The 23,832-nt window shown below is 66.6% G+C and carries 22 protein-coding genes; 20 read left to right on the forward strand and 2 right to left on the reverse strand.

Translation table 11 applies throughout. The annotated features are described in order from the left end of the window. Positions 1–6: 6 nt before the first annotated feature. Both ACF8ME_RS21095 and ACF8ME_RS21100 read right to left on the reverse strand, forming a co-directional pair. Entirely contained in the window at positions 7–1,605 is a 1,599-nt protein-coding gene (locus tag ACF8ME_RS21095) for a GGDEF domain-containing protein (RefSeq protein WP_392418081.1), read from the reverse strand. A gap of 58 nt (positions 1,606–1,663) precedes the next feature. Continuing rightward, complete coding sequence (locus ACF8ME_RS21100) at positions 1,664–2,644, reverse strand: NADPH:quinone oxidoreductase family protein (RefSeq protein ID WP_392418083.1); 981 nt, start codon at positions 2,642–2,644, stop codon at positions 1,664–1,666. Between the two features lie 117 nt (positions 2,645–2,761). Here ACF8ME_RS21100 and surE point away from each other — a divergent pair, with 117 nt between their 5' ends. The 20 genes from surE (at position 2,762) to ACF8ME_RS21200 (ending at position 23,801) form a co-directional block, all read left to right on the forward strand. Next, complete coding sequence (surE, locus tag ACF8ME_RS21105; RefSeq protein ID WP_016447569.1) at positions 2,762–3,565, forward strand: 5'/3'-nucleotidase SurE; 804 nt, start codon at positions 2,762–2,764, stop codon at positions 3,563–3,565. Beyond that, positions 3,562–4,353: a protein-L-isoaspartate(D-aspartate) O-methyltransferase gene (locus ACF8ME_RS21110; RefSeq protein ID WP_392418084.1), complete on the forward strand. Its 792-nt coding sequence runs from the start codon at positions 3,562–3,564 to the stop codon at positions 4,351–4,353. Before surE ends, ACF8ME_RS21110 begins: the two co-directional genes overlap by 4 nt. Positions 4,354–4,366: 13 nt before the next feature. Then, positions 4,367–5,278, forward strand: coding sequence for a peptidoglycan DD-metalloendopeptidase family protein (locus ACF8ME_RS21115; protein ID WP_016447567.1), 912 nt, complete (start codon positions 4,367–4,369; stop codon positions 5,276–5,278). Further along, positions 5,278–6,360, forward strand: a complete 1,083-nt coding sequence (locus ACF8ME_RS21120; RefSeq protein ID WP_392418086.1) for an RluA family pseudouridine synthase — start codon at positions 5,278–5,280, stop codon at positions 6,358–6,360. The genes ACF8ME_RS21115 and ACF8ME_RS21120 overlap by 1 nt, the downstream gene beginning before the upstream one ends. A 110-nt stretch (positions 6,361–6,470) precedes the next feature. Continuing rightward, entirely contained in the window at positions 6,471–7,397 is a 927-nt protein-coding gene (gene scpB / locus ACF8ME_RS21125) for an SMC-Scp complex subunit ScpB (RefSeq protein ID WP_392418087.1), read from the forward strand. Then, complete coding sequence (locus tag ACF8ME_RS21130; RefSeq protein ID WP_017404143.1) at positions 7,394–8,791, forward strand: pseudouridine synthase; 1,398 nt, start codon at positions 7,394–7,396, stop codon at positions 8,789–8,791. The genes scpB and ACF8ME_RS21130 overlap by 4 nt, the downstream gene beginning before the upstream one ends. Positions 8,792–8,915: 124 nt before the next feature. After that, on the forward strand, positions 8,916–9,341 hold the full coding sequence (gene ndk / locus ACF8ME_RS21135) for a nucleoside-diphosphate kinase (RefSeq protein ID WP_016447563.1): 426 nt from the start codon (positions 8,916–8,918) through the stop codon (positions 9,339–9,341). A 92-nt stretch (positions 9,342–9,433) separates the two neighbouring features. Beyond that, complete coding sequence (gene rlmN, locus ACF8ME_RS21140; RefSeq protein ID WP_017404144.1) at positions 9,434–10,558, forward strand: 23S rRNA (adenine(2503)-C(2))-methyltransferase RlmN; 1,125 nt, start codon at positions 9,434–9,436, stop codon at positions 10,556–10,558. Between the two features lie 28 nt (positions 10,559–10,586). Beyond that, positions 10,587–11,447 carry a type IV pilus biogenesis/stability protein PilW gene (pilW, locus tag ACF8ME_RS21145; protein ID WP_174538864.1) on the forward strand — a complete coding sequence of 287 codons (861 nt, stop codon included), beginning with the start codon at positions 10,587–10,589 and terminating at the stop codon, positions 11,445–11,447. Continuing rightward, a complete protein-coding gene (locus tag ACF8ME_RS21150) occupies positions 11,440–12,423 on the forward strand; it encodes a RodZ domain-containing protein (RefSeq protein ID WP_126310673.1) in 984 nt (327 codons plus the stop codon). The genes pilW and ACF8ME_RS21150 overlap by 8 nt, the downstream gene beginning before the upstream one ends. A 2-nt stretch (positions 12,424–12,425) precedes the next feature. Continuing rightward, positions 12,426–13,709: a flavodoxin-dependent (E)-4-hydroxy-3-methylbut-2-enyl-diphosphate synthase gene (gene ispG, locus ACF8ME_RS21155; RefSeq protein WP_047472013.1), complete on the forward strand. Its 1,284-nt coding sequence runs from the start codon at positions 12,426–12,428 to the stop codon at positions 13,707–13,709. A 184-nt stretch (positions 13,710–13,893) separates the two neighbouring features. After that, positions 13,894–15,153: a histidine--tRNA ligase gene (hisS, locus tag ACF8ME_RS21160; RefSeq protein WP_212646543.1), complete on the forward strand. Its 1,260-nt coding sequence runs from the start codon at positions 13,894–13,896 to the stop codon at positions 15,151–15,153. A gap of 70 nt (positions 15,154–15,223) precedes the next feature. Further along, positions 15,224–15,907: a tetratricopeptide repeat protein gene (locus tag ACF8ME_RS21165; RefSeq protein WP_016447557.1), complete on the forward strand. Its 684-nt coding sequence runs from the start codon at positions 15,224–15,226 to the stop codon at positions 15,905–15,907. A 20-nt stretch (positions 15,908–15,927) separates the two neighbouring features. After that, complete coding sequence (gene bamB, locus ACF8ME_RS21170) at positions 15,928–17,085, forward strand: outer membrane protein assembly factor BamB (RefSeq protein WP_392418089.1); 1,158 nt, start codon at positions 15,928–15,930, stop codon at positions 17,083–17,085. Between the two features lie 15 nt (positions 17,086–17,100). Next, positions 17,101–18,447 carry a ribosome biogenesis GTPase Der gene (gene der / locus ACF8ME_RS21175; protein WP_016447555.1) on the forward strand — a complete coding sequence of 449 codons (1,347 nt, stop codon included), beginning with the start codon at positions 17,101–17,103 and terminating at the stop codon, positions 18,445–18,447. Between the two features lie 102 nt (positions 18,448–18,549). Next, positions 18,550–18,801: an RNA chaperone Hfq gene (gene hfq, locus ACF8ME_RS21180; protein WP_012206813.1), complete on the forward strand. Its 252-nt coding sequence runs from the start codon at positions 18,550–18,552 to the stop codon at positions 18,799–18,801. Positions 18,802–18,868: 67 nt separating this feature from the next. Beyond that, entirely contained in the window at positions 18,869–20,083 is a 1,215-nt protein-coding gene (gene hflX, locus ACF8ME_RS21185) for a GTPase HflX (RefSeq protein ID WP_392418090.1), read from the forward strand. 71 nt (positions 20,084–20,154) lie between these two features. Continuing rightward, positions 20,155–21,549, forward strand: coding sequence for an FtsH protease activity modulator HflK (gene hflK / locus ACF8ME_RS21190; protein ID WP_016447553.1), 1,395 nt, complete (start codon positions 20,155–20,157; stop codon positions 21,547–21,549). Positions 21,550–21,561: 12 nt separating this feature from the next. Further along, entirely contained in the window at positions 21,562–22,452 is an 891-nt protein-coding gene (gene hflC / locus ACF8ME_RS21195) for a protease modulator HflC (RefSeq protein ID WP_392418092.1), read from the forward strand. A gap of 200 nt (positions 22,453–22,652) precedes the next feature. Then, complete coding sequence (locus ACF8ME_RS21200) at positions 22,653–23,801, forward strand: ATP phosphoribosyltransferase regulatory subunit (protein ID WP_392418093.1); 1,149 nt, start codon at positions 22,653–22,655, stop codon at positions 23,799–23,801. Positions 23,802–23,832 lie beyond the last annotated feature (31 nt).

Genomic DNA, 23,832 nt, shown 5'->3' on the forward strand with positions numbered 1-23,832 from the left:
GGTGGATCAAAGGCCGGCGCCTGCATTTCCAACTGGCTGCCATTGTGCGCCTGATGCCGTGGCAATGCAGTGCTTGCCGCGCTCCTTGGCCTGCAGCATGGCGGTGTCGGCGCGGCGCAGCACGTCCATGCCGTTTTCGTGGCTTTGCAACTGGGCCACGCCCGCGCTGAAGCTCAGGGGCCGGGGTGCGGGCTGGCCGGGGGGCTGAGCAGATACGGGCAAAGGCGCCTGCTCTAGCAGCTGCAGAAGGCGCTGCAGTGCCTGGGCGCCCGCCGTCTCCGGGGTCTGCGGCAGCAGCAGCACGAAGGCCTGGCCTTCATAGCGGCCCACCACGTCCTCGGGACGCAGTCCCTGGCGTGCCAGCTGGGCCACATGGATGAGGGCGGCATCGCCCGTGGCATGCCCCAGCTCGGCGTTGAGGGCCTGCATGCCGTCCATGTCGAGCAGGGCAACGCTCAGCGGCTGGCCATGGCGCTGGGCGCGCGCCACCTCGCGGTCCAGCGCCTCGCTCACACCCAGGCGGTTGAGCTGGCCGGTCAGCGGATCGTGGCGTGCACGGCGCGCGGCCTCGTCCAGTTCCTGCTGCAGGGCCTCTATGCGCGCCTCGCAGGCATCGACATGGCTGCGCAGCGATTGCAGCTCTTCCTGGGCCACGCGGCTGCCGGCGGCCATGGTGCGGGTGGCCTCCAGCACCTGTTGCAGCAGCGGGGCGGCATCCTCCAGGCGCTGGATGCCGTCCAGCTGGCGCGCGGCTTCCTCCATGCGGGCGCCCAGTGTTTCGTTGCTGCTCGTGATCTTTGCCAGATGCTGGACGAAGCCGCCCAGCATGTCCTTGAGCGCCTGCTGCGCGGCGGCCATGCCGTCCTGCAGCTGCATGCGCCGGTGGATCACGGTCTGCAGCTCGCGCCGCGCATCCACCAGGGGCGCGGGTGACAGCGGCGGCGTGATGGCCTGCTCGATGGCCGTGAGCTGCGGCACCAGCCAGCTGCCGTGCGTGGGGTCCTGGGCCAGATGCTGGATCAGGGTCTGCAGCAGCTCCTGCACCAGCTGCAGGACCTGGAGCTGGTCGGCAATGGAGAACGACAGCTGGTAGTGCTGGTCATGCAGGCGCCGCGCCAGGGCCTTGGCGTCCACGGGCGGTGCCTGCAGCTGTTCCATGAGCTGCTGATGCAGTTGCCGGGTCTTGGCTTCCTGGGTGTTCAGCAGCGCAAAGAAGGCCTCGAAGCGCCGCGCCAGCTGCTGCGTCAGATCCTCGGGCAAAGCCTGCAGGGGCGGCGGCACGGGCAATTCCACGGGCCTGGCCTCATGGGTTGGCGGCTGCAGGGCCGCGTTGGCATAGGCGGTGATGACCTGCTGCAGGCCCTGCCAGTCGCTGCGCTCTATGGCGGCGCCCAACTGGTCGCGCAGGCGCTTCTGTCCGGGCGTCTGCGCAGGCAAAAGCGCATGGACGTGGCGCAGCGGCCCCTGGGGAAAGCTGGCGGGGCCGGGTTCGCCGGCTGCCTGCTCATAGAGGCGGGTGTAGTTTTCCGGGGTGGGCGGCAGGCGGTTCAGCGCCAGTTGCCGCAGGGTTTCGCGTGCCAGTTCGGAAGCGGAGCGCTCGGCCATGGGTGGGCAGTTGTTTCAGAATGCAATGCCCTCCAGTGTGGCATGGCCGGCGCCCGGTTCACTGCTCGTTGACCATGACCAGCTTGCCCTGGACCTGGCGCGATCCCATGCGTGCGTAGGCCGCGTGCAGCTCGGCCATGGGCATGGTGCGGTCGATCACGGGCTTGATCTTTCCCTGGCCGTACCACTGGGCCAGCTCCTGCATCATGGCCGCGTTGGCCTTGGGCTCGCGCCGGGAGAACTCGCCCCAGAAGACGCCCACCAGCGATGCGCCCTTGAGCAGCGGCAGGTTCAGCGGCAGGGCCGGGATGGGGCCAGCGGCAAAGCCCACGATCAGATAGCGGCCGCGCCAGGCGATGGAGCGGAAGGCGGGCTCGGCGAAGTCGCCGCCCACGGGGTCGTAGACCACGTCGGGGCCCTTGCCGCCGGTGGCCTCCTTGATGGCCGCGCGCAGGTCGCCCTGGCTGTAGTTGATGGTGGCATCGGCGCCCTGGGCCTTGCACAGCGCGCACTTTTCGTCGGTGGAGGCTGCCGCGATCACGCGCGCGCCTGCCGCCTTGGCGATCTGGATGGCGGCCGTGCCCACGCCGCCTGCCGCGCCCAGCACCAGCACGGTCTCGCCCTCGCGCAGCTGGCCACGGTCGATCAGCGCATGGTGCGAGGTGGCATAGGTCATGATGAAGGCCGCTGCATCGACGAAGCTGAATCCATCGGGCAGCGGCATGCACAGCGCGGCCGGTGCCAGCGCATGGGTGCCAAAGCCCCCGGTGCCCGACAGGCAGGCCACGCGCTGGCCCACGCTGAGGTGGCTCACGCCTTCGCCCACGGCCTGGACCACGCCCGCGTATTCCGAACCCGGCACGAACGGCAGCTCAGGCTTCATCTGGTACTTGTTCTGCACGATCAGCAGATCGGGGAAGTTCAGGCTGGCCGCCTTCACTTCGAGCAGTACCTGTCCAGGGCCCGGCGCGGGTGTGGGCAGCTGCGTCCACTGCAGTTGATCGACGCCCGTGGGCGTTGTGCAAAGCCAAGCGTGCATGGTGGTTGTCTCCTGTGATTGAATGCCTGGCCGATGATAGGAGTGTGGCGGGAATGCCTCCTGTCCCTCGGGCGACGAGACGCCCGCCTACAATCGCCCGCAATCCCTGCTGTATCCATGAAGATTCTCATTTGTAACGACGACGGCTACCAGGCGCCCGGCATCCAGGCCTTGTACGAGGCGCTGCGCACGGTGGCAGACGTCGAGGTGGTGGCGCCGGAGCACAACAACAGTGCCAAGTCCAACGCCCTGACGCTGAATGCACCGCTGTACGTGCACCAGGCCCACAACGGTTTCCGCTATGTCAACGGCACGCCGGCAGACTGCGTGCACATCGCCCTGACCGGCCTGCTGGGCTACCGGCCCGACCTGGTGGTCTCCGGCATCAACAACGGCGCCAACATGGGCGACGACACCATCTACTCGGGCACCGTCGGCGCGGCCATGGAGGGCTTTCTTTTCGGCATTCCCGCCATTGCCTTCTCCCAGGTGGACAAGGGCTGGTCCGAGATCGAGGCCGCCGCCGCCGCCGCGCGCCAGCTGGTCATGGACATGCAGTCGCAGGAACTGATCGGCCTGTCGCCCTGGCTGCTCAACGTGAACATTCCCAACATGCCGCTGTCCGCGCTCAAGCCGCTCAAGCTGTGCCGGCTGGGCCGCCGCCATGCGGCCGAGCGCGTCATCACCCAGGAGAGCCCGCGCGGCGAAATGATGTATTGGATAGGCAGCGCAGGCGCGGCCATGGATGACTCGGAGGGCACGGACTTCCACGCCACGTCCCACGGCCACATGTCTGTCACGCCGCTGAAGGTGGACCTGACCGACCATGACAACCTGGGCTATTGGGCGCAGACGGCGGCCAGGCTGGCATCGGCCAGTCAGGCCGTGCTGCCTGCCCAGGGCGGGGCGGTGCAACCGTGAGCGAGCGCCGTCCCGGAGTTCCCTCTTGGGTGGCGCGCTCGGTGCAGAACCCTGCGCCGGCCTCGCGCGCGGTGCCCGCGCGCTCCGCGCTGGCCACCGCCGCCGCCGCCCGTGCCCCGCAACAGCCCTCGGGCATCGGCATGGATTCGGCCGCCGTGCGCGCGCGCATGGTGCAACGGCTGGCCGCCACCGGCATCCAGTCGCCGGCCGTGCTCGCTGCCATGGGAGCGGTGGAGCGCCACCGCTTCGTGGACAGCGCCCTGGTCAACCAGGCCTATGAGGACACCAGCCTGCCCATCGGTCTGGGCCAGACGATCTCCAAGCCCAGCGTGGTCGCCCGCATGACCGAGCTGCTGCTGGGTTCGGAGGCCGCGAAGTCGGGCCTGGGCCGCGTGCTGGAGATCGGCACCGGCTGCGGCTACCAGGCGGCCGTGCTGGCGCGCGTGGCACGCGAGGTCTATTCGATCGAGCGCCTGCGCGGCCTGCACGAGAAGGCGCGCAGCAACCTGCGGCCCTGGCGCCTGACCAATGTCCATCTGATCTTTGGAGACGGCATGGAAGGCTATGGCAGCGGCGCTCCGTACGCGGGCATCATCTCGGCCGCCGGCGGCGAGAGCATGCCCTCGGCCTGGTGCGACCAGCTGGCCGTGGGCGGGCGGCTTGTCGCGCCCATGGTGGTTACGGGGGGTAAGCAGGCACTGCTGGTGATTGACAAGAGTTCACACGGGTTTACGCAATCGATTTTGGAGGCCGTGAACTTTGTCCCCCTAAAATCGGGCATCGCCTAGAAGGGAATAACTTATGTTGGTATCGCGAAGTCTTGGGGCTTGGGGAACGGTGGTGCTGGCCGGCATGGTTCTGGCAGGCTGCACATCCCAAGTGAACAGGGCTCCCGTGGAGGACCGCGGAACATCCACCTCCACTTCCACCTCTTCCTCGCCATCGGCGGCCGTCAAGCCGCTGCCCGGCGTCGAGAACGCCGGCAAGCCCGGCTACTACACCATCAAGCCTGGTGACACGCTGATCCGCATCGGCCTGGAGACCGGCCAAAGCTGGAAGGACATCGCGCGCTGGAACAATCTGGAGAACCCCAATCTGATCGAAGTCGGTCAGGTGGTTCGCGTCGTGCCGCCGACCAGCTCGTCCATGGCAAGTTCGGACAGTGGCAGCACACGTTCTTCGTCGTCGTCCTCGTCCTCCTCTTCCACGCCCAGCGGCTCGCCGGTGGTGGCAACGCCGCTGCCGCCCGTGGCATCCTCGGCATCGTCTGGCAGCTCCACCGCAACGCCTGCACCCGCGCCGACCCCGGCACCGGCTCCTGCACCCGCAGCCGGCAAGGGAGCCGACGATGTGGACTTCATCTGGCCTGCCTCGGGTAGCCTGATTGCCGGCTTCGACGAGGCGCGCAACAAGGGCTATGACATCGCAGGCAAGGCCGGCGACCCCGTGATGGCCGCTGCCGATGGCCGCGTGGTCTATGCCGGCGCCGGCCTGCGTGGCTATGGCAACCTGATCATCCTCAAGCACAACAACACCTACCTCACGGCCTACGCGCACAACCAGACGCTGTTGGTCAAGGAGGACCAGACCGTGCGCAAGGGCCAGAAGATTGCCGAGATGGGCAGCACCGACGCCGACCGCGTGAAGCTGCACTTCGAGGTGCGTCGCCAGGGCAAGCCTGTCGATCCTTCGCGCTACCTGCCTTCGCGCTGATGAGCCGCAGCACCAGGCAAACCGGACAAGCCCCTGCCCCGCAGGGGCTTGTTTCTTCTGCGCCCGGCGAACCGCTGCCGGAATCGGTCGAGGGCCAGGACGAGGCCGACGCCGAAGGTGGCGAGGTCGAGGCCGCCGCCGCCGAGCTGCGCGAAATCACCGTGCCGCCCGCCCAGCATGGCCTGCGCGCCGACAAGGTGCTGGCCGAATGCGTGGCCGAGTTCTCGCGCAGCTATCTGCAGCAGCTGCTTGCGCAGGGCGCGGTCACCCTCAACGGGCGTGTGCTGGGCAAGCCTTCCGCCAAGGTCGCGGCCGGCGACCGCATGGTGCTGGAGATGCGGCCCACGCAGCAGAGCATGGCCTTCCAGCCCGAGGACATGGCGCTGGACGTGGTGCATGAGGACGAGCACCTGCTGGTCGTCAACAAGCCGGCTGGCCTGGTCGTGCACCCGGCGCCCGGCAACTGGACGGGAACCCTGCTCAACGGCCTGCTGGGGCGCGACCCCAAGGCGCGCGAGGTGCCGCGCGCCGGCATCGTCCATCGCCTGGACAAGGACACCAGCGGCCTCATGGTCGTGGCGCGCAGCCGCGCCGCCATGGATGCGCTGGTGGCCATGATCGCCGCACGCGATGTCAGCCGGCAGTACCTGGCGCTGGCCCACAAGGCCTGGGGCCCGCGCAAGCACCGCGAGGTCGATGCGCCCATCGGCCGCGATCCGCGCAACCGCCTGCGCATGGCCGTGGTCGACCTGGCCCAGCATGCCGGCAAGACCGCGCGCACCGACATCGACCTGCTGGCCGGCAACGAAGAAGTCAGCCTGGTGCGCTGCACGCTGCATACGGGCCGCACCCACCAGATCCGCGTGCACATGGCCTCTCTGGGTCATCCGCTGGTGGCCGATGCCGTCTACGGCGGCAAGGACGCTGGCGGCATGACGCGCCAGGCCCTGCACGCCTTCCGGCTGGCCTTCACCCATCCCATGACGGGCCAGGCCCTGGTGCTGCATGCGCCGCTGCCCGCCGACATGGCGCAGGCGCTGGAAAATTGGGGGCTGAGCTACAATCCCGCCGAAAGCCTCTGACCATCTCTCGCATGGCATCTGTGGAGCGCTTGCTTCCTCTTCTTTGATTCGGCGCACCCTGGCTGCCACCCCTGGTGGTACGCGCGCCTTTGTTCCCGAGACGCTGAGCCATGAATACGGTAGATGCCAAGCGGGTCCTGGAAACTGCATTGATCTGCGCGCCGCAGCCTGTCACGCTGCGTGAGCTGCGCTCGCTGTTCGATGACGTGCTGGGCTCCGACACGCTGAAGGACCTGCTGCTGGACCTGCAGAAGGACTGGGCGCAAAAGGGCGTGGAGCTTGTGCAGGTGGCGTCCGGGTGGCGCTTCCAGAGCCGGCCCGAGATGCGGGTGTACCTGGACCGGCTGCATCCCGAAAAGCCGCCACGCTACACCCGTGCGACCCTGGAGACGCTGGCCATCATCGCCTACCGTCAGCCGGTGACGCGCGGTGATATCGAGGACATACGTGGTGTGACGGTCAACAGCCTGCTGATCAAGCAACTGGAAGACCGGGGCTGGATCGAGGTGATTGGCCACCGGGAAACCGTGGGCCGGCCCTCTTTGTTTGCCACCACGCGCCAGTTTCTGGACGACCTGGGCCTGCAGTCGCTGGACCAGTTGCCCATGCTTGAGGAGCCTGAATCCCAGCAAAGCCTGTTCAAGGCGCTGGAGGAGTCGGGCGAGCCTGAGGTGCAAGAGAGTGCGCCAGCCGGTGACGCCCCGCCGACCGAAGGCTGGGGTCCCGACGAAGTGCCGCCAGTCATCGGCGCGCAGGACGTGGGCGAGGAATTGCTGGATCAGGTGCCGTTGCAGGCCGATGAGACGGAGCTGCCGGAGCTGGTCGAGGATGGTGAGGACGGTGAGGACGACGCCCTTGCCGCTCTCTTGCCAGAGGCGCCCTCGGGCGAGGCTGAGACACCGGATGGGACAGATGCCGCGAGTGCCGCAGAAGCTGCGCAGACCGCAGACACAGCGGAAAAAGCGGACACCGCGGATACGACAGACACAACGGATACGGACGGCGCTGCACTGCAGGCCGAAGAAGGAAAGCCATGACGGGTAGTGATATCTCCAAGGACCAGGACGCCCAGCCGGCGTCCGACGAGGCTGGCGCACAGCGCAAGGCCCGCCCCGCGCGCTCGCGCGCTCCCAAGGCCGAGTCCCGGCCTGGCGCCAGGCCTGCGCGCAAGCCGCGCCCGGCGGCCGAGGCGGTGCCTGCCGAAGACACCGTGCAGGAGCTGGTGACGGCTGATGCATCAGAGTCAAGCGACTCAGGGTCTGCCGAAGGCTACGGTTTTGCGGACGTCATCTCGGGCGAGCTCGACGCCGCCGAAGAGCGCGACGATGCCGCGCCTGCCAAGCGCGTGCTGCTGCCCCAGGTCGATTCGCCCAAGCTGCACAAGGTGCTGGCCCAGGCCGGGCTGGGATCGCGCCTTGAAATGGAGCAGCTCATTCTTGAAGGCCGCATCTCGGTCAACAACGAGCCTGCCCACGTGGGCCAGCGCATCCAGTTCGGCGACCAGATCAAGGTCAACGGCCAGCCCATCCGCTTTCGCATCGATCCGCCGCCGGCGCGTGTCATCGCCTATCACAAGCCCGTGGGCGAAGTCGTCACGCACGACGATCCCCAGAACCGCCCCACGGTGTTCCGCAAGCTGCCGCGCCTGCAGCATGGCAAATGGCAGTCCGTTGGCCGCCTGGACCTGAACACCGAAGGCCTGCTGCTGTTCACCAGCTCGGGCGAGCTGGCCAACTCCCTGATGCACCCGCGCTTCGGCCTGGAGCGCGAGTACGCGGCCCGCGTGCTGGGCGCGCTCAGCAAGGAAGAAAAGCAGCGCCTGACCGATGGCGTGCAGCTGGAAGACGGCGTGGCCGCCTTCGGCTCCATCGAGGATGGCGGCGGCGAAGGCGCCAACTGCTGGTACCGCGTGACCATTTCCGAAGGCCGCAACCGCGAAGTGCGCCGCATGTTCGAGGCGGTGGGCCATGCCGTGAGCCGGCTGATCCGCATCCGCTATGGCGCCATGGTGCTTCCGCGCGGCCTCAAGCGCGGCGCCTGGGTGGAGCTGGACCAGGCCGACATCCAGTCCCTGGCCTCCGCGGCAGGCATGCAGGCGCGTGCGCCTGCTGCACCCAAGCCCGCGGCCGGAGGCCGCCGTGGTGGCCCGGCCGACCGCAACACCGTCCGCCGCGAAGGCGGCGGCCGCTATTTCGACGGCAATCGCCCGGCACCCAATGCCATGCTGGACGGCCCGCGTGCCAAGCCCGCTGCCAAGGGTGGCAAGGCGGACGGCGGCCAGGGCAGAGGGCAGGGCGGTGCAGGCGGGCGGGGCAAGACAGGCGGCAGCCAGCAGCCCGATCCGATGCGTACATCGGTGGGCTACATCGGCTCCGACAGTCTGTCGCGTGCACGCCAGAACGCCAAGCGCAAGCCGGGAGGGCGCCGCTGAAATACGGCGGTCAGCCTCCCCTTTGGCAGCACCATGTCATCAAGGACTTTGATGGCACAGCTAGAATCAACGGTTTTGTCCAATTGACAAAAATCCATAGTAACCCTGATTAGGAACCATTCAAATGGCCATCGAACGCACTCTTTCCATCATCAAGCCCGACGCCGTTGCCAAGAACGTGATCGGCCAGATCTACGCTCGCTTCGAGGCCGCCGGCCTGAAGGTCATCGCCGCCAAGATGGTGCACCTGTCGCGCGGCGAAGCCGAGCAGTTCTACGGCGTCCACAAGGAGCGTCCCTTCTTCAAGGACCTGGTGGACTTCATGATCTCCGGCCCCGTGATGATCCAGGCCCTGGAAGGCGAGAACGCCATCCTGAAGAACCGTGAACTGATGGGCGCCACCGACCCCAAGAAGGCTGAGAAGGGCACGATCCGCGCCGACTTCGCCGACAGCATCGACGCCAACGCCGTGCACGGCTCTGACGCCGCTGAAACTGCAGCCGTGGAAGTGGCATTCTTCTTCCCCGGCATGAACGTCTACTCGCGCTGATCCCCGCGTCTTCCGCGGCCGTCATGGTCTGTCCGGTGCAGGCCATGCCTGCCGCGGAAGAGCCGAGAGCGGCGTGGCACCGGCCTGCCGACATGAATACCAATTTGCTAGATTTTGATCTCGACGGACTGGCCGCTTATTGCGAACAGCTCGGCGAGAAGCGTTTCCGCGCAACGCAGCTGTTCCGCTGGATCCACCAGCGAGGCGCCAGCGATTTCGACCAGATGAGCGATCTGGCCAAGTCCCTGCGCGAAAAGCTCAAGGCGCGTGCCCACATCACGGCCCTGCCGGTTCTGACTGAGCATGTGTCTGCCGATGGAACGGTCAAGTGGCTGTTCGACGTGGGGGGCGGCAATGCCGTCGAATCCGTTTTCATTCCCGAAGATGACCGGGGCACGCTGTGCGTGTCGTCCCAGGCCGGCTGTGCCGTGGGCTGCCGCTTCTGCTCCACGGGTCACCAGGGCTTCAGCCGCAACCTCAGCACGGGCGAGATCCTGGCCCAGCTCTGGTATGCCGAGCATGCGCTGCGCAAGCGCCTGGGCACGGGCGGCGAGCGCGTCATCTCCAACGTGGTGATGATGGGCATGGGCGAGCCGCTGCAGAACTACACGGCCCTGGTGCCGGCGCTGCGCGTGATGCTGGATGACCATGGCTACGGCCTCTCGCGCCGCCGCGTGACCGTGTCCACCTCGGGCGTGGTCCCGATGATCGACAGGCTGTCGCAGGACTGCGCCGTGGCCATGGCCGTGTCGCTGCATGCGCCCAACGACGAGCTGCGCGACCCGCTGGTGCCGCTGAACCGCAAGTACCCCATCCACGAGCTGCTCGATGCCTGCGAGCGCTACCTGGAGTTCGCGCCGCGCGATTTCATCACGTTCGAATATTGCATGCTCGATGGCGTCAATGATCAGCCCGAGCATGCGCGCCAACTGATAGAGTTGGTCCGCGCACGTGGCGACGGCCGCAGCTGGTGCAAGTTCAACCTGATTCCGTTCAACCCCTTCCCGGCCTCGGGCCTGCTGCGTTCACCTGCAGCGCGGGTGACGGAGTTCGCCAGCCTGCTGAGCAATGCCGGCATTGTGACCACGGTGCGCAAGACACGTGGCGACGACATCGACGCAGCCTGCGGACAACTGGCTGGCGATGTCAAGGACCGCACGCGCGCTGCCGAGCGCATGGCAAAGCAGCGCACCATTGTTCTCAAGCAGATGCCTTGAGAGGACCTACGGAACAAAGGGACAGTTCATGAAGTCAGTGGCTCGGCGGCTGCGATCGGGGGGTATCGGTGGATGCATGCGCTGGGCAGTGCCGGTGCTGGTCCTTGCCTTGGCCGGCTGCGCCGGCAAGCAACCTTTGGTGCCTTCGGCGAATTCAGGCTCCGGCAATGCTTCGTCCGTCTCCAATGCCTCGATGGCCTCGGCCGCCGAGGTCGATCCCCGTCGCCGCGCGGCCATTCGCCTGGAGCTGGCGGCTTCCTACTTCCAGGCCGGCCGCATCGATGTGGCCCTGGAAGAGGTAAACCAGGCGCTGGCCTCCGACCCCGGTTCCGCCGATGGCTATGGACTGCTGGCCCTGATCTACATGCGCAACCAGGACTGGGACCAGGCCGATGCCAGCCTGCGCAAGGCCATGTCGCTGCGCCCCCAGGACGGTGACCTGCAGCACAACTACGGATGGCTGCTGTGCCAGCGCAAGCAGTATGTGCAGGCCCAGGAATGGCTGGACAAGGCACTGGCCCAGCCCGGCTACCTGGAGCGTCCCAAGACATGGATGGCCAAGGGGCTGTGCCTGCAGCAGGCCGGTCTGCTGGTCGAGGCCCAGCAGGCGCTGCTCAAGGGCTATGAACTCGATGCCGCCAACCCGGTGATAGCCTATCACCTGAGCAATGTGATGCTGCAGGGGGGCGACGCCAAGAGGGCGCAGTTCTACATCCGCCGCCTCAACAGCAGCCCCCAGTCCAACGCGGAAAGCCTGTGGCTGGGCATCAAGATAGAGAGGGCGCTGCAGCAATCTGCAGCGATGCGGCAGCTGGCCGACCAGCTGCACCAGCGCTTCCCGGAGTCCCGCCAATGGCTGGCCTACGAGCGTGGAGCATTCAATGAGTGAGGTGTTGGCGGTGCATGACGAAGCAGGTACGCAAGGCGAGAACGCCAAAACTTCCATGACGGCGGGCACGCTGCTGCGCCAGGCGCGCGAGGCGGCAGGCCTGTCGCTGGCCGGACTGGCGGCGGCGCTCAAGGTGCCGGCACCCAAGCTGGAGGCCCTGGAGGCGGATGACTATGCCGCCTTCCAGGACCATGTCTTCATGCGGGCCCTGGCACAAAGCGTCTGCCGCACGCTGCGCGTGGACTCGGCCTCGGTGCTGGCCCTACTGCCGCGCACCCAGCTCAAGAGCCTGGCCGATGATCGCGGCAGCATCAATGCCACGTTCAAGGAGCGCTCCTTCAAGGCCACCGGAACACCGCTGGGCCGCGAAAACGGTTCGCGCAAGGTCGCCATCATCGTGCTGCTGCTGCTGGCGGCCGCCGCCGCCGTGTACTTCCTGCCCAAGCACGAAGGCGATGCCGAGGAGCCGCAGGCCGGCTCTTCCGACGCCGCTGCCCTGGTGTCGCCGGCCGCAACCGTGTCCGAGCCCGTGGCTGCCCAGGAGCCTGTGGCGCCCGCAGTGACAGCGCCAGCCTCCGAAGGGGCGGCGCCTGCAGCACCTGCACCTGCACCTGCAGCGCCTGCAACAACGCCAGCCGTCCAGGCGCCTGCAGCAGCGGCTCCCGCAGCCGGCGTGCCTGGCGATGTGCCCGCCGATGCCGCAGCGGCGACTCCTGCAACCCAGGCCGCGCAAACGCCTGGTGGCGTGCTGGTCATGAAGGCCAGCGCACAATCGTGGGTGCAGGTCAAGGATGCCAACGGCCGCGTGGTGCTGCAAAAGACGCTGGCGGCAGGTGAGTCGGTTGGCGCCGAAGGTGCGCTGCCGCTGTCTGTCATCGTCGGCAATGCCAGCGGCACCGAAGTGCGCGTCCGTGGTGAGCTGCTGGAAGTGGCCAAGACCACCCGTGACAACGTGGCCCGCTTTGAGGTGAAGTGACCGTGCAAGATTTCCTATCCACGCAGCAGCCGATAGCGATTGCCTCGCCGCTGCCGCGCAAGTCCCGCCAGGCCCGCGTGGTCTGGCGCAACAATGTCGTCACCGTGGGCGGCGATGCGCCTGTGCGCGTGCAGTCCATGACCAACACCGATACGGTGGACGCGGTCGAGACGGCCATACAGGTGCGCCAGCTGGCCCAGGCCGGCTCGGAGATGGTGCGCATCACCGTCAACACGCCCGAGGCAGCCGCTGCCGTGCCCTACATCCGCGAGCAGCTCGACCGCATGGGCGAGTACGTGCCGCTGGTGGGCGACTTCCACTACAACGGCCACCGCCTGCTCACCGAATACCCGGCCTGCGCCGAGGCGCTGTCCAAGTACCGCATCAACCCCGGCAACGTCGGCAAGGGCGAGAAAAAGGACAGGCAGTTCGGCCAGATGATCGAGGCGGCAGCCCGCTACGACAAGGCCGTGCGCATCGGGGTCAACTGGGGTTCGCTGGACCAGGAGCTGATGGCGCGCCTGATGGACGAGAACTCGCGCCGCGCCCAGCCCTGGGATACGCGCCAGGTCATGTTCGAGGCGCTGATCTCCTCGGCCGTCGATTCCGCGCGCCTGGCCGAGTCCATGGGGCTGAACGGCGACAACATCATCCTGTCGTGCAAGGTCAGCGGCGTGCAGGACCTGATCTCGGTCTACCGGGCCCTTGCGCAGCGCTGCGACTATGCGCTGCACCTGGGCCTGACCGAGGCCGGCATGGGCACCAAGGGCACGGTGGCCTCGGCCGCCGCGCTGTCCGTGCTGCTGCAGGAAGGCATTGGCGACACCATCCGCGTCTCGCTCACGCCCCAGCCCGGTGAGGCGCGCACGCAGGAAGTGGTGGTTGCCTCCGAAATCCTGCAGGCCCTGGGCCTGCGCGTTTTCGTGCCCAGCGTCACGGCCTGCCCTGGCTGCGGCCGCACCACCAGCACCACCTTCCAGGAGCTGGCCAAGCGCATCGACGACTACCTGCGCGGCCAGATGCCGCTGTGGCGCATGAAGTACCCCGGCGTCGAGGCCATGAAGGTGGCCGTGATGGGCTGCATCGTCAACGGCCCTGGCGAGAGCAAGCACGCCAATATCGGCATCAGCCTGCCCGGGACGGGCGAGGCGCCCGCTGCCCCCGTCTACATTGACGGCGAGAAGGCGTTGACGCTGCGCGGCGAGCGCATTGCCGAGGAATTCCAGACCCTGGTCGAAGACTATGTGGCGCGCACCTATGGCACCACCGCTGCCGCACCCGCCTGAGCGGCTGCGCCAGGCATTGCAGTTATTGCAAAATAGATAGCACACCACGCTTTGTTTCATGGGGTCTCACGCGGAATGCGCGTGGGGGCATGGAGCGCAAAAGGCGGGGTCCGCTCCTGTTTCCGAGCATTCATCGAACGAGAACAACGTGGCCAAACCCGAAAAACTCTCCGCCGTCAAAGGCATGAACGACATTCTTCCCGCCGAGTCCGCTCGCTGGGAATGGCTGGAGGCGCAGGTGCGCGAGCTGATGGCGCGCTTTGCCTACCGCAACGTGCGCACGCCCATCGTCGAGCACACGCAACTGTTCGTGCGCGGCATCGGCGAGGTGACGGACATCGTCGAAAAGGAGATGTACTCCTTCGAGGACAAGCTCAATGGCGAGCGCCTGACGCTGCGCCCAGAAGGCACGGCGAGCCTGGTGCGCGCCACCATCGAAAACAACCTGCTGTACGACGGCGGCAAGCGCATGTGGTACATGGGTCCCATGTTCCGCCACGAGCGCCCGCAGCGCGGCCGCTACCGCCAGTTCCACCAGATCGGTGCCGAGGCCCTGGGCTTTGCCGGCCCCGATGTCGATGCCGAGCTCATTTTGCTGGCCGTCTCTCTGTGGAAGCAGCTGGGCCTGACGCAGTGGCGCCTGGAAATCAACAGCCTGGGCCAGCCCGAGGAGCGCCAGGCCCACCGCCAGGCCCTGATCGCCTACCTGGAGCAGCACCAGGACGTGATGGACGAGGAGGCCAGGCGCCGCATGTACAGCAACCCGCTGCGCGTGCTGGACACCAAGAATCCCGCCATGCAGGCCATGGTCAACGGGGCGCCGCGCCTGCTGGACTTCCTGGGCGAGGGCTCGCTGGCCCACTTCGACGGACTCAAGGCCATCCTGGACGCCAATGGCGTGCCCTGGACCGTGAATCCGCGCCTGGTGCGCGGCCTGGACTACTACAACCTCACGGTGTTCGAGTTCATCACCGACATGCTGGGCGCGCAGGGCACCATCTGCGCCGGCGGCCGCTACGACTACCTGATCGAGCAGGTGGGCGGCAAGAGCGCGCCGGCCGTGGGCTGGGCACTGGGCGTGGAGCGCGTGCTGGAGCTCGTCAAGGAGCTGGGCGCCGACATCCCCGCGCCCACGCTGCATGCCTACGCCATCGTTCCCGACGTGTCGGCCATGCCCGTGGCCCTGCGCACCCTGCAGCAACTGCGCGAGGCCGGCGTGCGCGTGCAGATGCATGCGGCCAGCGCCGAAGGCCTGGGCAGCATGAAGTCGCAGTTCAAGAAGGCCGACGCCAGTGGCGCGCATTTCGCATTGATCTTCGGCTCCGACGAGCTGCAGCAGGGCCTGGTCACCGTCAAGTCGCTGCGCGACGGCACGGGCCAGCAGGTGCAGCAAGCCCTGGCCGATGCGGCCCAATGGGCTGCCACCCTACAATCGGCGGTTTGACCGTCATCCGCAGCTTTCCAGGCCACCGCTCCAGCGGCGTCCTCCATACACAAGGCGACACAGGCGATTCATGGCAAACCATTTCGATCTCGAAGAACAAGAGCAGATAGAGCAGCTCAAGCATTTCTGGAATACCTGGGGCACGTTGATCACGGGTGTGCTCGTGGTCATCTTTGTCGGCTTTGCCGGCTGGAATGGCTACCAGTACTGGGAAAAGCGCCAGGCCACCCAGGCTGCGGCTCTGGCGCATGCCGTCGATGTGGCGCTGTCAGGCAAGGATGCGGCGCGCGCCGGCCAGGCCTTTGCCGATCTCAAGGACAAGTACGCCGGCACCACGCAGGCAGCCCAGGCCGGCCTGCTGCTGGCCAAGGCTGCAGTGGACGAAGGCAGGCTCGATGATGCCAAGGCAGCCCTGACCTGGGTGGCCGACAAGGGCGACGAAGGCTACAAGGCCCTGGCCAAGCTGCGCCTGAGCGCCGTGCTGGAGCAGCAAAAGCAGTACGACGAAGCCCTGAAGGCGCTGGATGGCAGCATGCCCGAATCCTTCGCCGGCATCGTGGCCGACCGCCGCGGTGACATTCTTGCGGCCCAGGGAAAGACGGCCGAGGCCATCGACGCCTACCAGCGCGCCCATGCGCTCCTGGACAAGGGCGTGGACTACGGACGCCTGATCGAATTCAAGCTCAACGCCCTGGGCGCCACGCCCACCGTGCTGGCACAGGCCAAGACTTCGACCTCGGAGAAGCAACCTTGAAAACTTCGGCAGATCAACTGATGGCAATCTCGCGCCCGCGTGGCGTTGCGCGCTGGATGGCTCTGGGCCTGCTGGCCGGTGCCCTGGGCGGCTGCTCCACGGTCTCCTCGTGGTTCAGCAGCGACACCAAGCCCAAGCCCAAGGAACTGGGGGCCAACCCCGGCCTGCTGGCAGTGCACCAGGCCTGGACGGCCAAGCTGGGCGCCGAAGTGCCGCTGGCCACCGACATCCATGTGCAGGGTGACACGCTGCTGATCGCGGCCAAGGACGGCAGCGTCACGGCCCTCGATGCGCGCAATGGCAGCCAGCTGTCGCGTTTCACCGTTGGCGAGCCGCTGACTGCCGGCGTGGGTGGCGACGCCCAGCGCCAGGCCGTGCTCACGCGCAGCAACCAGGTCATCGTCTACTCGCAAGGCAAGCAGCTGTGGAAGCAGCCGCTGCCCGCAGCCGCCTACACGCCGCCCCTGGTGGCGGGAGGCCGCGTCTTCGTGCTGGCGGCCGACCGCTCGCTGGCCGCATTCGATGCCGCCAACGGCCGCAAGCTGTGGACCACACAGCGCCCGGGCGAGCCCCTGGTGCTGCGCCAGCCCGGCGTTCTGATCGCCGTGGGCAACACCCTGGTGGCCGGCCTGTCGGGCCGCATGGTGGGCATCGATCCCGACACGGGTGCCGTGCGCTGGGAGGCCCCGCTGGCCAGCCCGCGCGGCACCAATGACGTGGAGCGCCTGGTGGACCTCGTCGGCCGCGTCAGCCGTGTCGGCGACAGCGTCTGCGCGCGCGCCTTCCAGGCTGCCGCGGGCTGTGTGGATACGCAAAATGCATCGGTGCGCTGGACCCAGCCGTCCAAGGGTGCCGACGGCATCGACGGCGATGGCGAGACCGTGTTCGGCGCCGAAAGCAATGGCACCGTCCAGGCCTGGCGCCGCGGCGACGGCTCGCGCGTGTGGTCCATCGACCAGTTGCAGCACCGCCGCCTGACGGCGCCGTTGATGCTGGGCCGTTCGGTGGTGTTTGGTGATGACTATGGTGTGGTGCACCTGCTGTCCAAGACGGACGGACAGGCGCTGGCACGATTGAAGACGGACGACTCCGGTGTGGCCTCGCCCCCGGTATCGGCTGCCAATACGCTGGTGGTGGTAAGCCGCAGCGGAACTGTGTACGGCTTCCGGCCGGATTGATAGGTATTTTCGGGAATGAAGCCAGTTATTGCCCTGGTAGGGCGACCCAATGTGGGCAAATCGACGCTGTTCAATCGGCTGACCAAGTCGAGGGATGCAATCGTCGCGGATTTCGCGGGCCTCACGCGTGACCGCCACTATGGACAGGGCCGCCAGGGCAAGCACGAATACATCGTGATCGACACCGGCGGCTTCGAGCCTGATGCATCCAGCGGCATCTTCAAGGAGATGGCGCGCCAGACGCAGCAGGCCGTGGCCGAGGCCGACGTCGTGGTCTTCGTCGTCGATGCGCGCCTGGGCATGTCTGCCCAGGACCATGACATCGCCAAGTACCTGCGCCGTCTGGGCAAGCCCTGCGTGCTCGTGGCCAACAAGGCCGAGGGCATGAAGGAAGGCGTGCAGCTGACCGAGTTCTACGAACTGGGCCTGGGCGAAGTGCTGCCGGTTTCCGCCGCGCACGGACAGGGTGTGCGCGGCCTGGTCGACCTGGCCCTGGGCCAGCTCAACCTGCCCGAACCCGAGGAAGACGACCCCTTCGACGATGTGGCCCAGAAGCCCATTCGCCTCACCGTGGCCGGCCGCCCCAACGTCGGCAAGTCCACGCTGATCAACACCTGGCTGGGCGAGGAGCGACTGGTCGCCTTCGACATGCCGGGCACCACGCGCGATGCCATCTCCGTGCCCTTCGAGCGCGCCGGCCAGAAGTTCGAACTCATCGACACGGCAGGCCTGCGCCGCAAGGGGCGGGTGTTCGAGGCCATCGAGAAGTTCTCCGTCGTCAAGACGCTGCAGGCCATCGAGAGCGCCAACGTCGTGCTGCTGCTCATCGATGCCACGCAGGGCGTGACCGATCAGGATGCGCACATTGCCGGCTACGTGCTGGAAAGCGGCCGCGCCGTGGTGCTGGCCGTGAACAAATGGGATGCGGTGGACGACTACCAGCGCCAGATGCTGGAGCGCTCGATCGAGACGCGCCTGTCCTTCCTGAAGTTCGCTCCCATGCACTTCATCTCGGCTGAAAAGCGCCAGGGCCTGGGTCCGCTGTGGAACTCCATCATCCAGGCGCACAAGGCAGCCACCTGCAAGATGCCCACGCCGGTGCTCACGCGCCTGCTGATGGAAGCCGTGCAGTTCCAGACGCCCAAGAAGACAGGCATCTACCGACCCAAGATGCGTTACGCGCACCAGGGCGGCATGAACCCGCCGGTCATCGTCATACACGGCAATTCGCTCGAGCATGTGACGGAGGCCTACAAGCGCTTCCTCGAAGGGCGGTTCCGCAAGGAATTCAATTTGGTCGGCACGCCGTTGCGGATCGAGTTGAAAACCTCTCATAATCCTTTCGCCGACAAGGACAAATAACAAGCCACGGAATTTGGGGAAAACCCTTGTGCAGACAGGGGGCCCAAAACACTGTGGTAAGGTGTCGGTTTACAACAACACTCTTCGAACACGGAGAATATCGTGAGCAACAAAGGCCAACTCCTCCAAGACCCGTTCCTGAACGCGCTGCGCCGCGAACATGTGCCGGTGTCCATCTACCTCGTCAACGGCATCAAGCTGCAAGGCCAGATCGAATCCTTCGACCAGTACGTGGTTCTGCTTCGCAACACCGTCACCCAGATGGTTTACAAGCACGCCATCTCCACCATTGTTCCCGGCCGCGCCGTGAACTTCTCCACGGCCGAAGCTGCCGGCAGCGACGCCAGCGCTTGAGTTCGCTGCGCCCTGATGCCTCCCCGCACAGCCGGGGAGCTTCCTCACCCTTCGGGAGAGGTTTTTCTTGAGTTCTGAATCTTTTGACCGGTCCACGCCAACGCCAGTGCTGCTGGTGGGCGTGGATTTCGGCTTTCCCCATTTCGATGGCGAGTTGGAAGAGCTGGGCCTGCTGGCCGGCACGGCCGGCCTGCGTCCCGTTGCACGCCTGACCTGCAAGCGCAAGGTGCCCGATGCGGCGCTGTTCGTGGGCAGCGGCAAGGCCGACGAAATCCGCATGCTCGCCCAGATGCACGGTGCCCAGGAAGTGCTGTTCGACCAGGCCCTGAGCCCGGCCCAGCAGCGCAATCTGGAGCGCCATCTGCAGATGCCGGTCAACGACCGCACCCTGTTGATCCTGGAGATCTTCGCCCAGCGCGCCCGCAGCCATGAAGGCAAGCTGCAGGTGGAGCTGGCGCGCCTGCAATACGTGGCCACGCGCCTCGTGCGCCGCTGGACCCACCTGGAGCGCCAGATGGGCGGCATCGGCGGGCGCGGCGGCCCTGGCGAAAAGCAGATCGAGCTGGATCGCCGCATGATCGACGAATCGATCAAGCGCACCAAGGAACGGCTGCTGAAGGTCAAGAAGCAACGCGCCACGCAGCGCCGCCGGCGCGAGCGCCATGGCATCTTCAACATCTCGCTGGTCGGCTACACCAATGCCGGCAAATCCACGCTGTTCAACGCGCTGGTGAAGGCGCGGGCCTATGCGGCCGACCAGTTGTTCGCCACGCTGGACACGACCACGCGCCAGCTGTATTTGAACGAGGCCCGGCAATCGGTGTCCCTGTCGGACACCGTGGGCTTCATCCGCGACCTGCCGCACGGGCTGGTCGATGCATTCCAGGCCACGTTGCAGGAGGCGATCGATGCCGATCTTCTGCTGCATGTGGTTGACGCCTCCAATCCGAATTTCCCGGAACAAATCCAACAAGTCCAGAAAGTTCTGAAGGAAATCGGTGCCCAGGAGGTGCCTCTGGTACTGGTTTTCAACAAGCTCGATGCCGTCGATGAAGAGCGGCTTCCAGCGCAGTTGCAGGACCAGTACGAGCTTGACGGGCTACCTGTTTCACGGGTGTTTGTCAGCGCCCGCTCCGGTGAGGGGCTGCCGCAGCTGCGGCAGCTGCTGGCCGACCACGCACTGCGCGCAGAAGCGGAATACGCCGAAGCGCATGGTGGTGAAGAGCGGGGCAAGGGGGAGGTGGATGGCGCGATGCCCCCTGGGCAGGACGCCGAATACTAGGGGCTAGCGCCCTGATTGGGCAAAATGCCGATTGGGTCCCTGTCTTTACCGAAGAAACCGAGACTTCTCGCATGAATCTTTCACAACGCGCCCATCGCTGGGCGATGCTGCCGCAGCGCCTTCGCGGGATGTTCAACCTGAATGATCCGCGCTGGGGACGTGGCGACGACAAGAACGACGATGCCTCGCGCCCCGATGCCGACCGTCCCGCTGCGCCGCCGCCTGCGGAACCCGCACGCGACAACCGCGACAGCCGTGACAACCGTCCCTCCTCGGGTGGGGGTGGCCAGCCGCCGGATCTGGACGAGCTGTGGCGTGACCTCAACCGCAAGCTTTCGGGCCTGTTCGGCGGCAAGCCGGGCGGTGGCCGCGGGCAGCCGCCCGTGCGCAATGGCGGTGGCAGCCAGCCGCCGGACATGCGCAGTGCCGGCATGGGCGTGGGCCTGATTGCCGGCATTGCCTTCATCATCTGGATGGGCACGGGCATCTTCATCGTCCAGGAAGGCCAGCAGGCCGTCATCACCCAGTTCGGCAAGTACAAGAGCACGGTGGGTGCCGGCATCAACTGGCGCCTGCCGTACCCGATCCAGCGCCATGAACTGGTGTTCGTGACGCAGATCCGCTCGGCCGACGTGGGGCGCGACACCATCATCAAGAGCACGGGCCTGCGCGAGTCGGCCATGCTCACCGAGGACGAGAACATCGTCGAGATCAAGTTCGCCGTCCAGTACCGTCTGAGCGACGCGCGTGCCTGGCTGTTCGAGAGCAAGAACCCGTCCGAGGCCGTGGTCCAGGCCGCCGAGACCGCCGTGCGCGAAGTCGTCGGCAAGATGAAGATGGATACGGCGCTGGCCGAGGAGCGCGACCAGATCGCGCCGCGCGTGCGCGACCTGATGCAGACCATCCTGGACCGCTACAAGGTGGGCGTGGAAGTCGTGGGCATCAACCTGCAGCAAGGCGGCGTGCGTCCGCCCGAGCAGGTGCAGGCCGCCTTCGACGACGTGCTGCGTGCCGGCCAGGAGCGCGAGCGCGCCAAGAACGAGGCCCAGGCCTATGCCAACGACGTGGTGCCCCGCGCAGCCGGCTCGGCGGCACGTCTGCTGGAAGAGGCCAATGGCTACAAGGCCCGCATCGTGGCCCAGGCCCAGGGTGATGCGCAGCGCTTCAGCTCGGTGTTCACCGAGTACCAGAAGGCGCCCCAGGTCACGCGCGACCGCATGTATCTGGAAACCATGCAGCAGATCTACGGCAACGTGACCAAGGTGCTGGTGGAATCGCGCCAGGGCTCCAACCTGCTGTACCTGCCGCTGGACAAGATCATGCAAGGCGTGAGCGGCAATGTGCCGGCAGCCGATGGCTCGGCTGCCCCCAGCACCCAGGCGCCTGCGCCTGCCGCCATTCCCGGCCTTTCGAACGATGCGCGCAGCCGCGACAGCAGTCGCAGCCGTGACCGCGAAGCACGCTGAGGAGCAGCCCAAGTGAACCGAGTTGGATTTTTCATCACCAGCATTCTTCTGGCGCTGGCGCTGCTCAGCTCCATGCTGTTCGTCGTCGATCAACGCCAGTTCGGCGTGGTCTATGCCCTGGGTCAGATCAAGGAAGTGATCACCGAGCCGGGCCTGAACATCAAGATGCCGCCGCCGTTCCAGAACGTGCGCTACATCGACAAGCGCCTGCTCACACTGGACAGCACCGACACTGAGCCCATGCTCACTGCCGAAAAGCAGCGCGTGGTCATCGACTGGTACGTGCGCTGGCGCATCTCCGATCCGTCGGAGTACATCCGCAACGTGGGCCTGGATGAGTCGGCCGGTGCCATGCAGCTCAACCGCGTGGTGCGCAACGCCTTCCAGGAGGAAATCAACCGCCGCACCGTGCGCGAGCTTCTGTCCAGCAAGCGCGACGCGCTGATGAACGACGTCAAGCGCGAAGTGCTGGAGACCGTGCGCGGCGCCAAGCCCTGGGGCGTGGACGTGGTCGATGTGCGCATCACGCGCGTGGACTATGCCGAGACCATCACGGAATCGGTCTATCGCCGCATGGAGGCCGAACGCAAGCGCGTGGCCAACGAGCTGCGCTCCACCGGCGCCGCCGAAGGCGAGAAGATCCGCGCCGAGGCCGATCGCCAGCGCGAGATCACCATCGCCAACGCCTACCGCGATGCCCAGAAGCTCAAGGGCGAGGGCGACGCGGAAGCCGCCCGCACCTATGCCGACGCCTTTGGCAAGGACCCGCAGTTCGCGCAGTTCTACCGCAGCCTGGAGGCCTACAAGGCCAGCTTTGCCAAGAAGAGCGATGTGCTCGTGCTCGATCCTTCGCAGACCGATTTCTTCAAGGCCTACCGCAGTGGTGGAAGCTCTGGAAAATAAGCGCGCCTGAGCGGCAACGCCGCCCGGCCCCTGCACGGCGCCCCTGTTGGGGCGCCGTTTTTTCTTGCGCCGCCGCTGTCGCCCGTGCACCGAATCGATTCGGAATACCGAACACCCGCCGTGGGCCTTGGGTCACCCCCAATTTGGGCTGGCCCGCAACAGCCGGTAGAATCACGTTTTTAACAGCCTCCCCCTTTTCCATGTCTGCTTGGGTCCTGCCGGATCACATCGCCGATGTCTTGCCTTCCGAGGCCCGGCACATCGAAGAATTGCGTCGAGGCCTGCTCGATACAGCGCGTGGCTATGGCTATGAACTGGTCATGCCGCCCATGCTGGAGTACCTCGAATCCCTGCTCACCGGCACAGGGGAGGCGCTGGACCTGCAGACCTGCAAGCTCATCGACCAGCTGACAGGCCGCACCATGGGTCTGCGTGCAGACACCACGCAGCAGGTGGCCCGCATCGACGCCCATCTGCTCAACCGCAAGGGCCTCACGCGCCTGTGCTACTGCGGCCCCGTCGTCCATGCCCGCCCTGACCGCCCCCGCGCCACGCGCGAGCCGCTGCAGTTCGGTGCCGAGATCTACGGCCACCAGGGCATGGAAGCCGACCTGGAGGCACTGCGCCTGGCGCTGGACTGCCTGCGCAGCGCAGGCGTCACCGACATCAATGTCGATCTGGCCGATGTGCGCATCGTGCGCAGCCTGCTGGCTGGCGTGATGGTGGACATGCAGGTGCTGCGCGGCGTGCACGCTGCGCTGGCCGCCAAGGATGCGAGCGAGCTCGAGCGCCTCACGCGCGACTTCCCCGTCGCCTCGCGCGAAGGCCTGATGGCCCTGCTGCAGCTGTACGGCGGCATCGAGGTGCTGGACCGCGCCGAGAAGCTGCTGGCCCGCACCGCAGGCGTGCAGCCTCTGCTGGACCAGCTGCGCTGGCTTGCCCAGCGCCTGGAAGGCGTGAACGTGAGCTTTGATCTGGCCGATCTGCGCGGCTATGCCTACTACAGCGGCACGCGCTTCGCCATCTATGTGCCGGGTGCCAGCGATGCGCTGGTGCGCGGCGGCCGCTATGACGAGGTGGGTGCGGTCTTTGGCCGCAACCGGCCCGCCGCCGGCTTCAGCCTGGACATCAAGCAGCTCGTCGCCGTCGTGCCCGAGCGCCCGCTCAAGGCTGCCATCCGCGCGCCCTGGGGCGACGATCCCCAGGTTGCGGCTGCCATTGCTGCATTGCGCCGGCAGGGCGAGACCGTGGTCTGCGTGCTGCCAGGGCATGAAAGCGAAGTGGACGAATTCCACTGCGACCGCGAGCTCGTGCAGGTTGCCGGGCAGTGGGCCGTGCAAGCCATCTGACGCATTTGTCAATTTCTTCGGATTTCATCGG

This window comes from Delftia sp. WSY_7, assembly GCF_043104845.1.
GTDB classification, from domain to species: domain Bacteria; phylum Pseudomonadota; class Gammaproteobacteria; order Burkholderiales; family Burkholderiaceae_C; genus Comamonas; species Comamonas tsuruhatensis.

What these genes read in the sequence shown, in the direction of transcription:
- bamB (WP_392418089.1), top strand. Translation starts at nt 15,928, where the DNA reads ATGGCAATCTCGCGCCCGCGTGGCGTTGCGCGCTGGATGGCTCTGGGC.
- ACF8ME_RS21200 (WP_392418093.1), top strand. Translation starts at nt 22,653, where the DNA reads ATGTCTGCTTGGGTCCTGCCGGATCACATCGCCGATGTCTTGCCTTCC.
- ACF8ME_RS21095 (WP_392418081.1), bottom strand. Translation starts at nt 1,605, where the DNA reads ATGGCCGAGCGCTCCGCTTCCGAACTGGCACGCGAAACCCTGCGGCAA.
- ndk (WP_016447563.1), top strand. Translation starts at nt 8,916, where the DNA reads ATGGCCATCGAACGCACTCTTTCCATCATCAAGCCCGACGCCGTTGCC.
- pilW (WP_174538864.1), top strand. Translation starts at nt 10,587, where the DNA reads ATGAAGTCAGTGGCTCGGCGGCTGCGATCGGGGGGTATCGGTGGATGC.
- ACF8ME_RS21150 (WP_126310673.1), top strand. Translation starts at nt 11,440, where the DNA reads ATGAGTGAGGTGTTGGCGGTGCATGACGAAGCAGGTACGCAAGGCGAG.
- ACF8ME_RS21130 (WP_017404143.1), top strand. Translation starts at nt 7,394, where the DNA reads ATGACGGGTAGTGATATCTCCAAGGACCAGGACGCCCAGCCGGCGTCC.
- scpB (WP_392418087.1), top strand. Translation starts at nt 6,471, where the DNA reads ATGAATACGGTAGATGCCAAGCGGGTCCTGGAAACTGCATTGATCTGC.
- hisS (WP_212646543.1), top strand. Translation starts at nt 13,894, where the DNA reads ATGAACGACATTCTTCCCGCCGAGTCCGCTCGCTGGGAATGGCTGGAG.
- hflK (WP_016447553.1), top strand. Translation starts at nt 20,155, where the DNA reads ATGAATCTTTCACAACGCGCCCATCGCTGGGCGATGCTGCCGCAGCGC.
- rlmN (WP_017404144.1), top strand. Translation starts at nt 9,434, where the DNA reads ATGAATACCAATTTGCTAGATTTTGATCTCGACGGACTGGCCGCTTAT.
- ACF8ME_RS21120 (WP_392418086.1), top strand. Translation starts at nt 5,278, where the DNA reads ATGAGCCGCAGCACCAGGCAAACCGGACAAGCCCCTGCCCCGCAGGGG.
- ACF8ME_RS21100 (WP_392418083.1), bottom strand. Translation starts at nt 2,644, where the DNA reads ATGCACGCTTGGCTTTGCACAACGCCCACGGGCGTCGATCAACTGCAG.
- surE (WP_016447569.1), top strand. Translation starts at nt 2,762, where the DNA reads ATGAAGATTCTCATTTGTAACGACGACGGCTACCAGGCGCCCGGCATC.
- der (WP_016447555.1), top strand. Translation starts at nt 17,101, where the DNA reads ATGAAGCCAGTTATTGCCCTGGTAGGGCGACCCAATGTGGGCAAATCG.
- ACF8ME_RS21115 (WP_016447567.1), top strand. Translation starts at nt 4,367, where the DNA reads ATGTTGGTATCGCGAAGTCTTGGGGCTTGGGGAACGGTGGTGCTGGCC.
- ACF8ME_RS21165 (WP_016447557.1), top strand. Translation starts at nt 15,224, where the DNA reads ATGGCAAACCATTTCGATCTCGAAGAACAAGAGCAGATAGAGCAGCTC.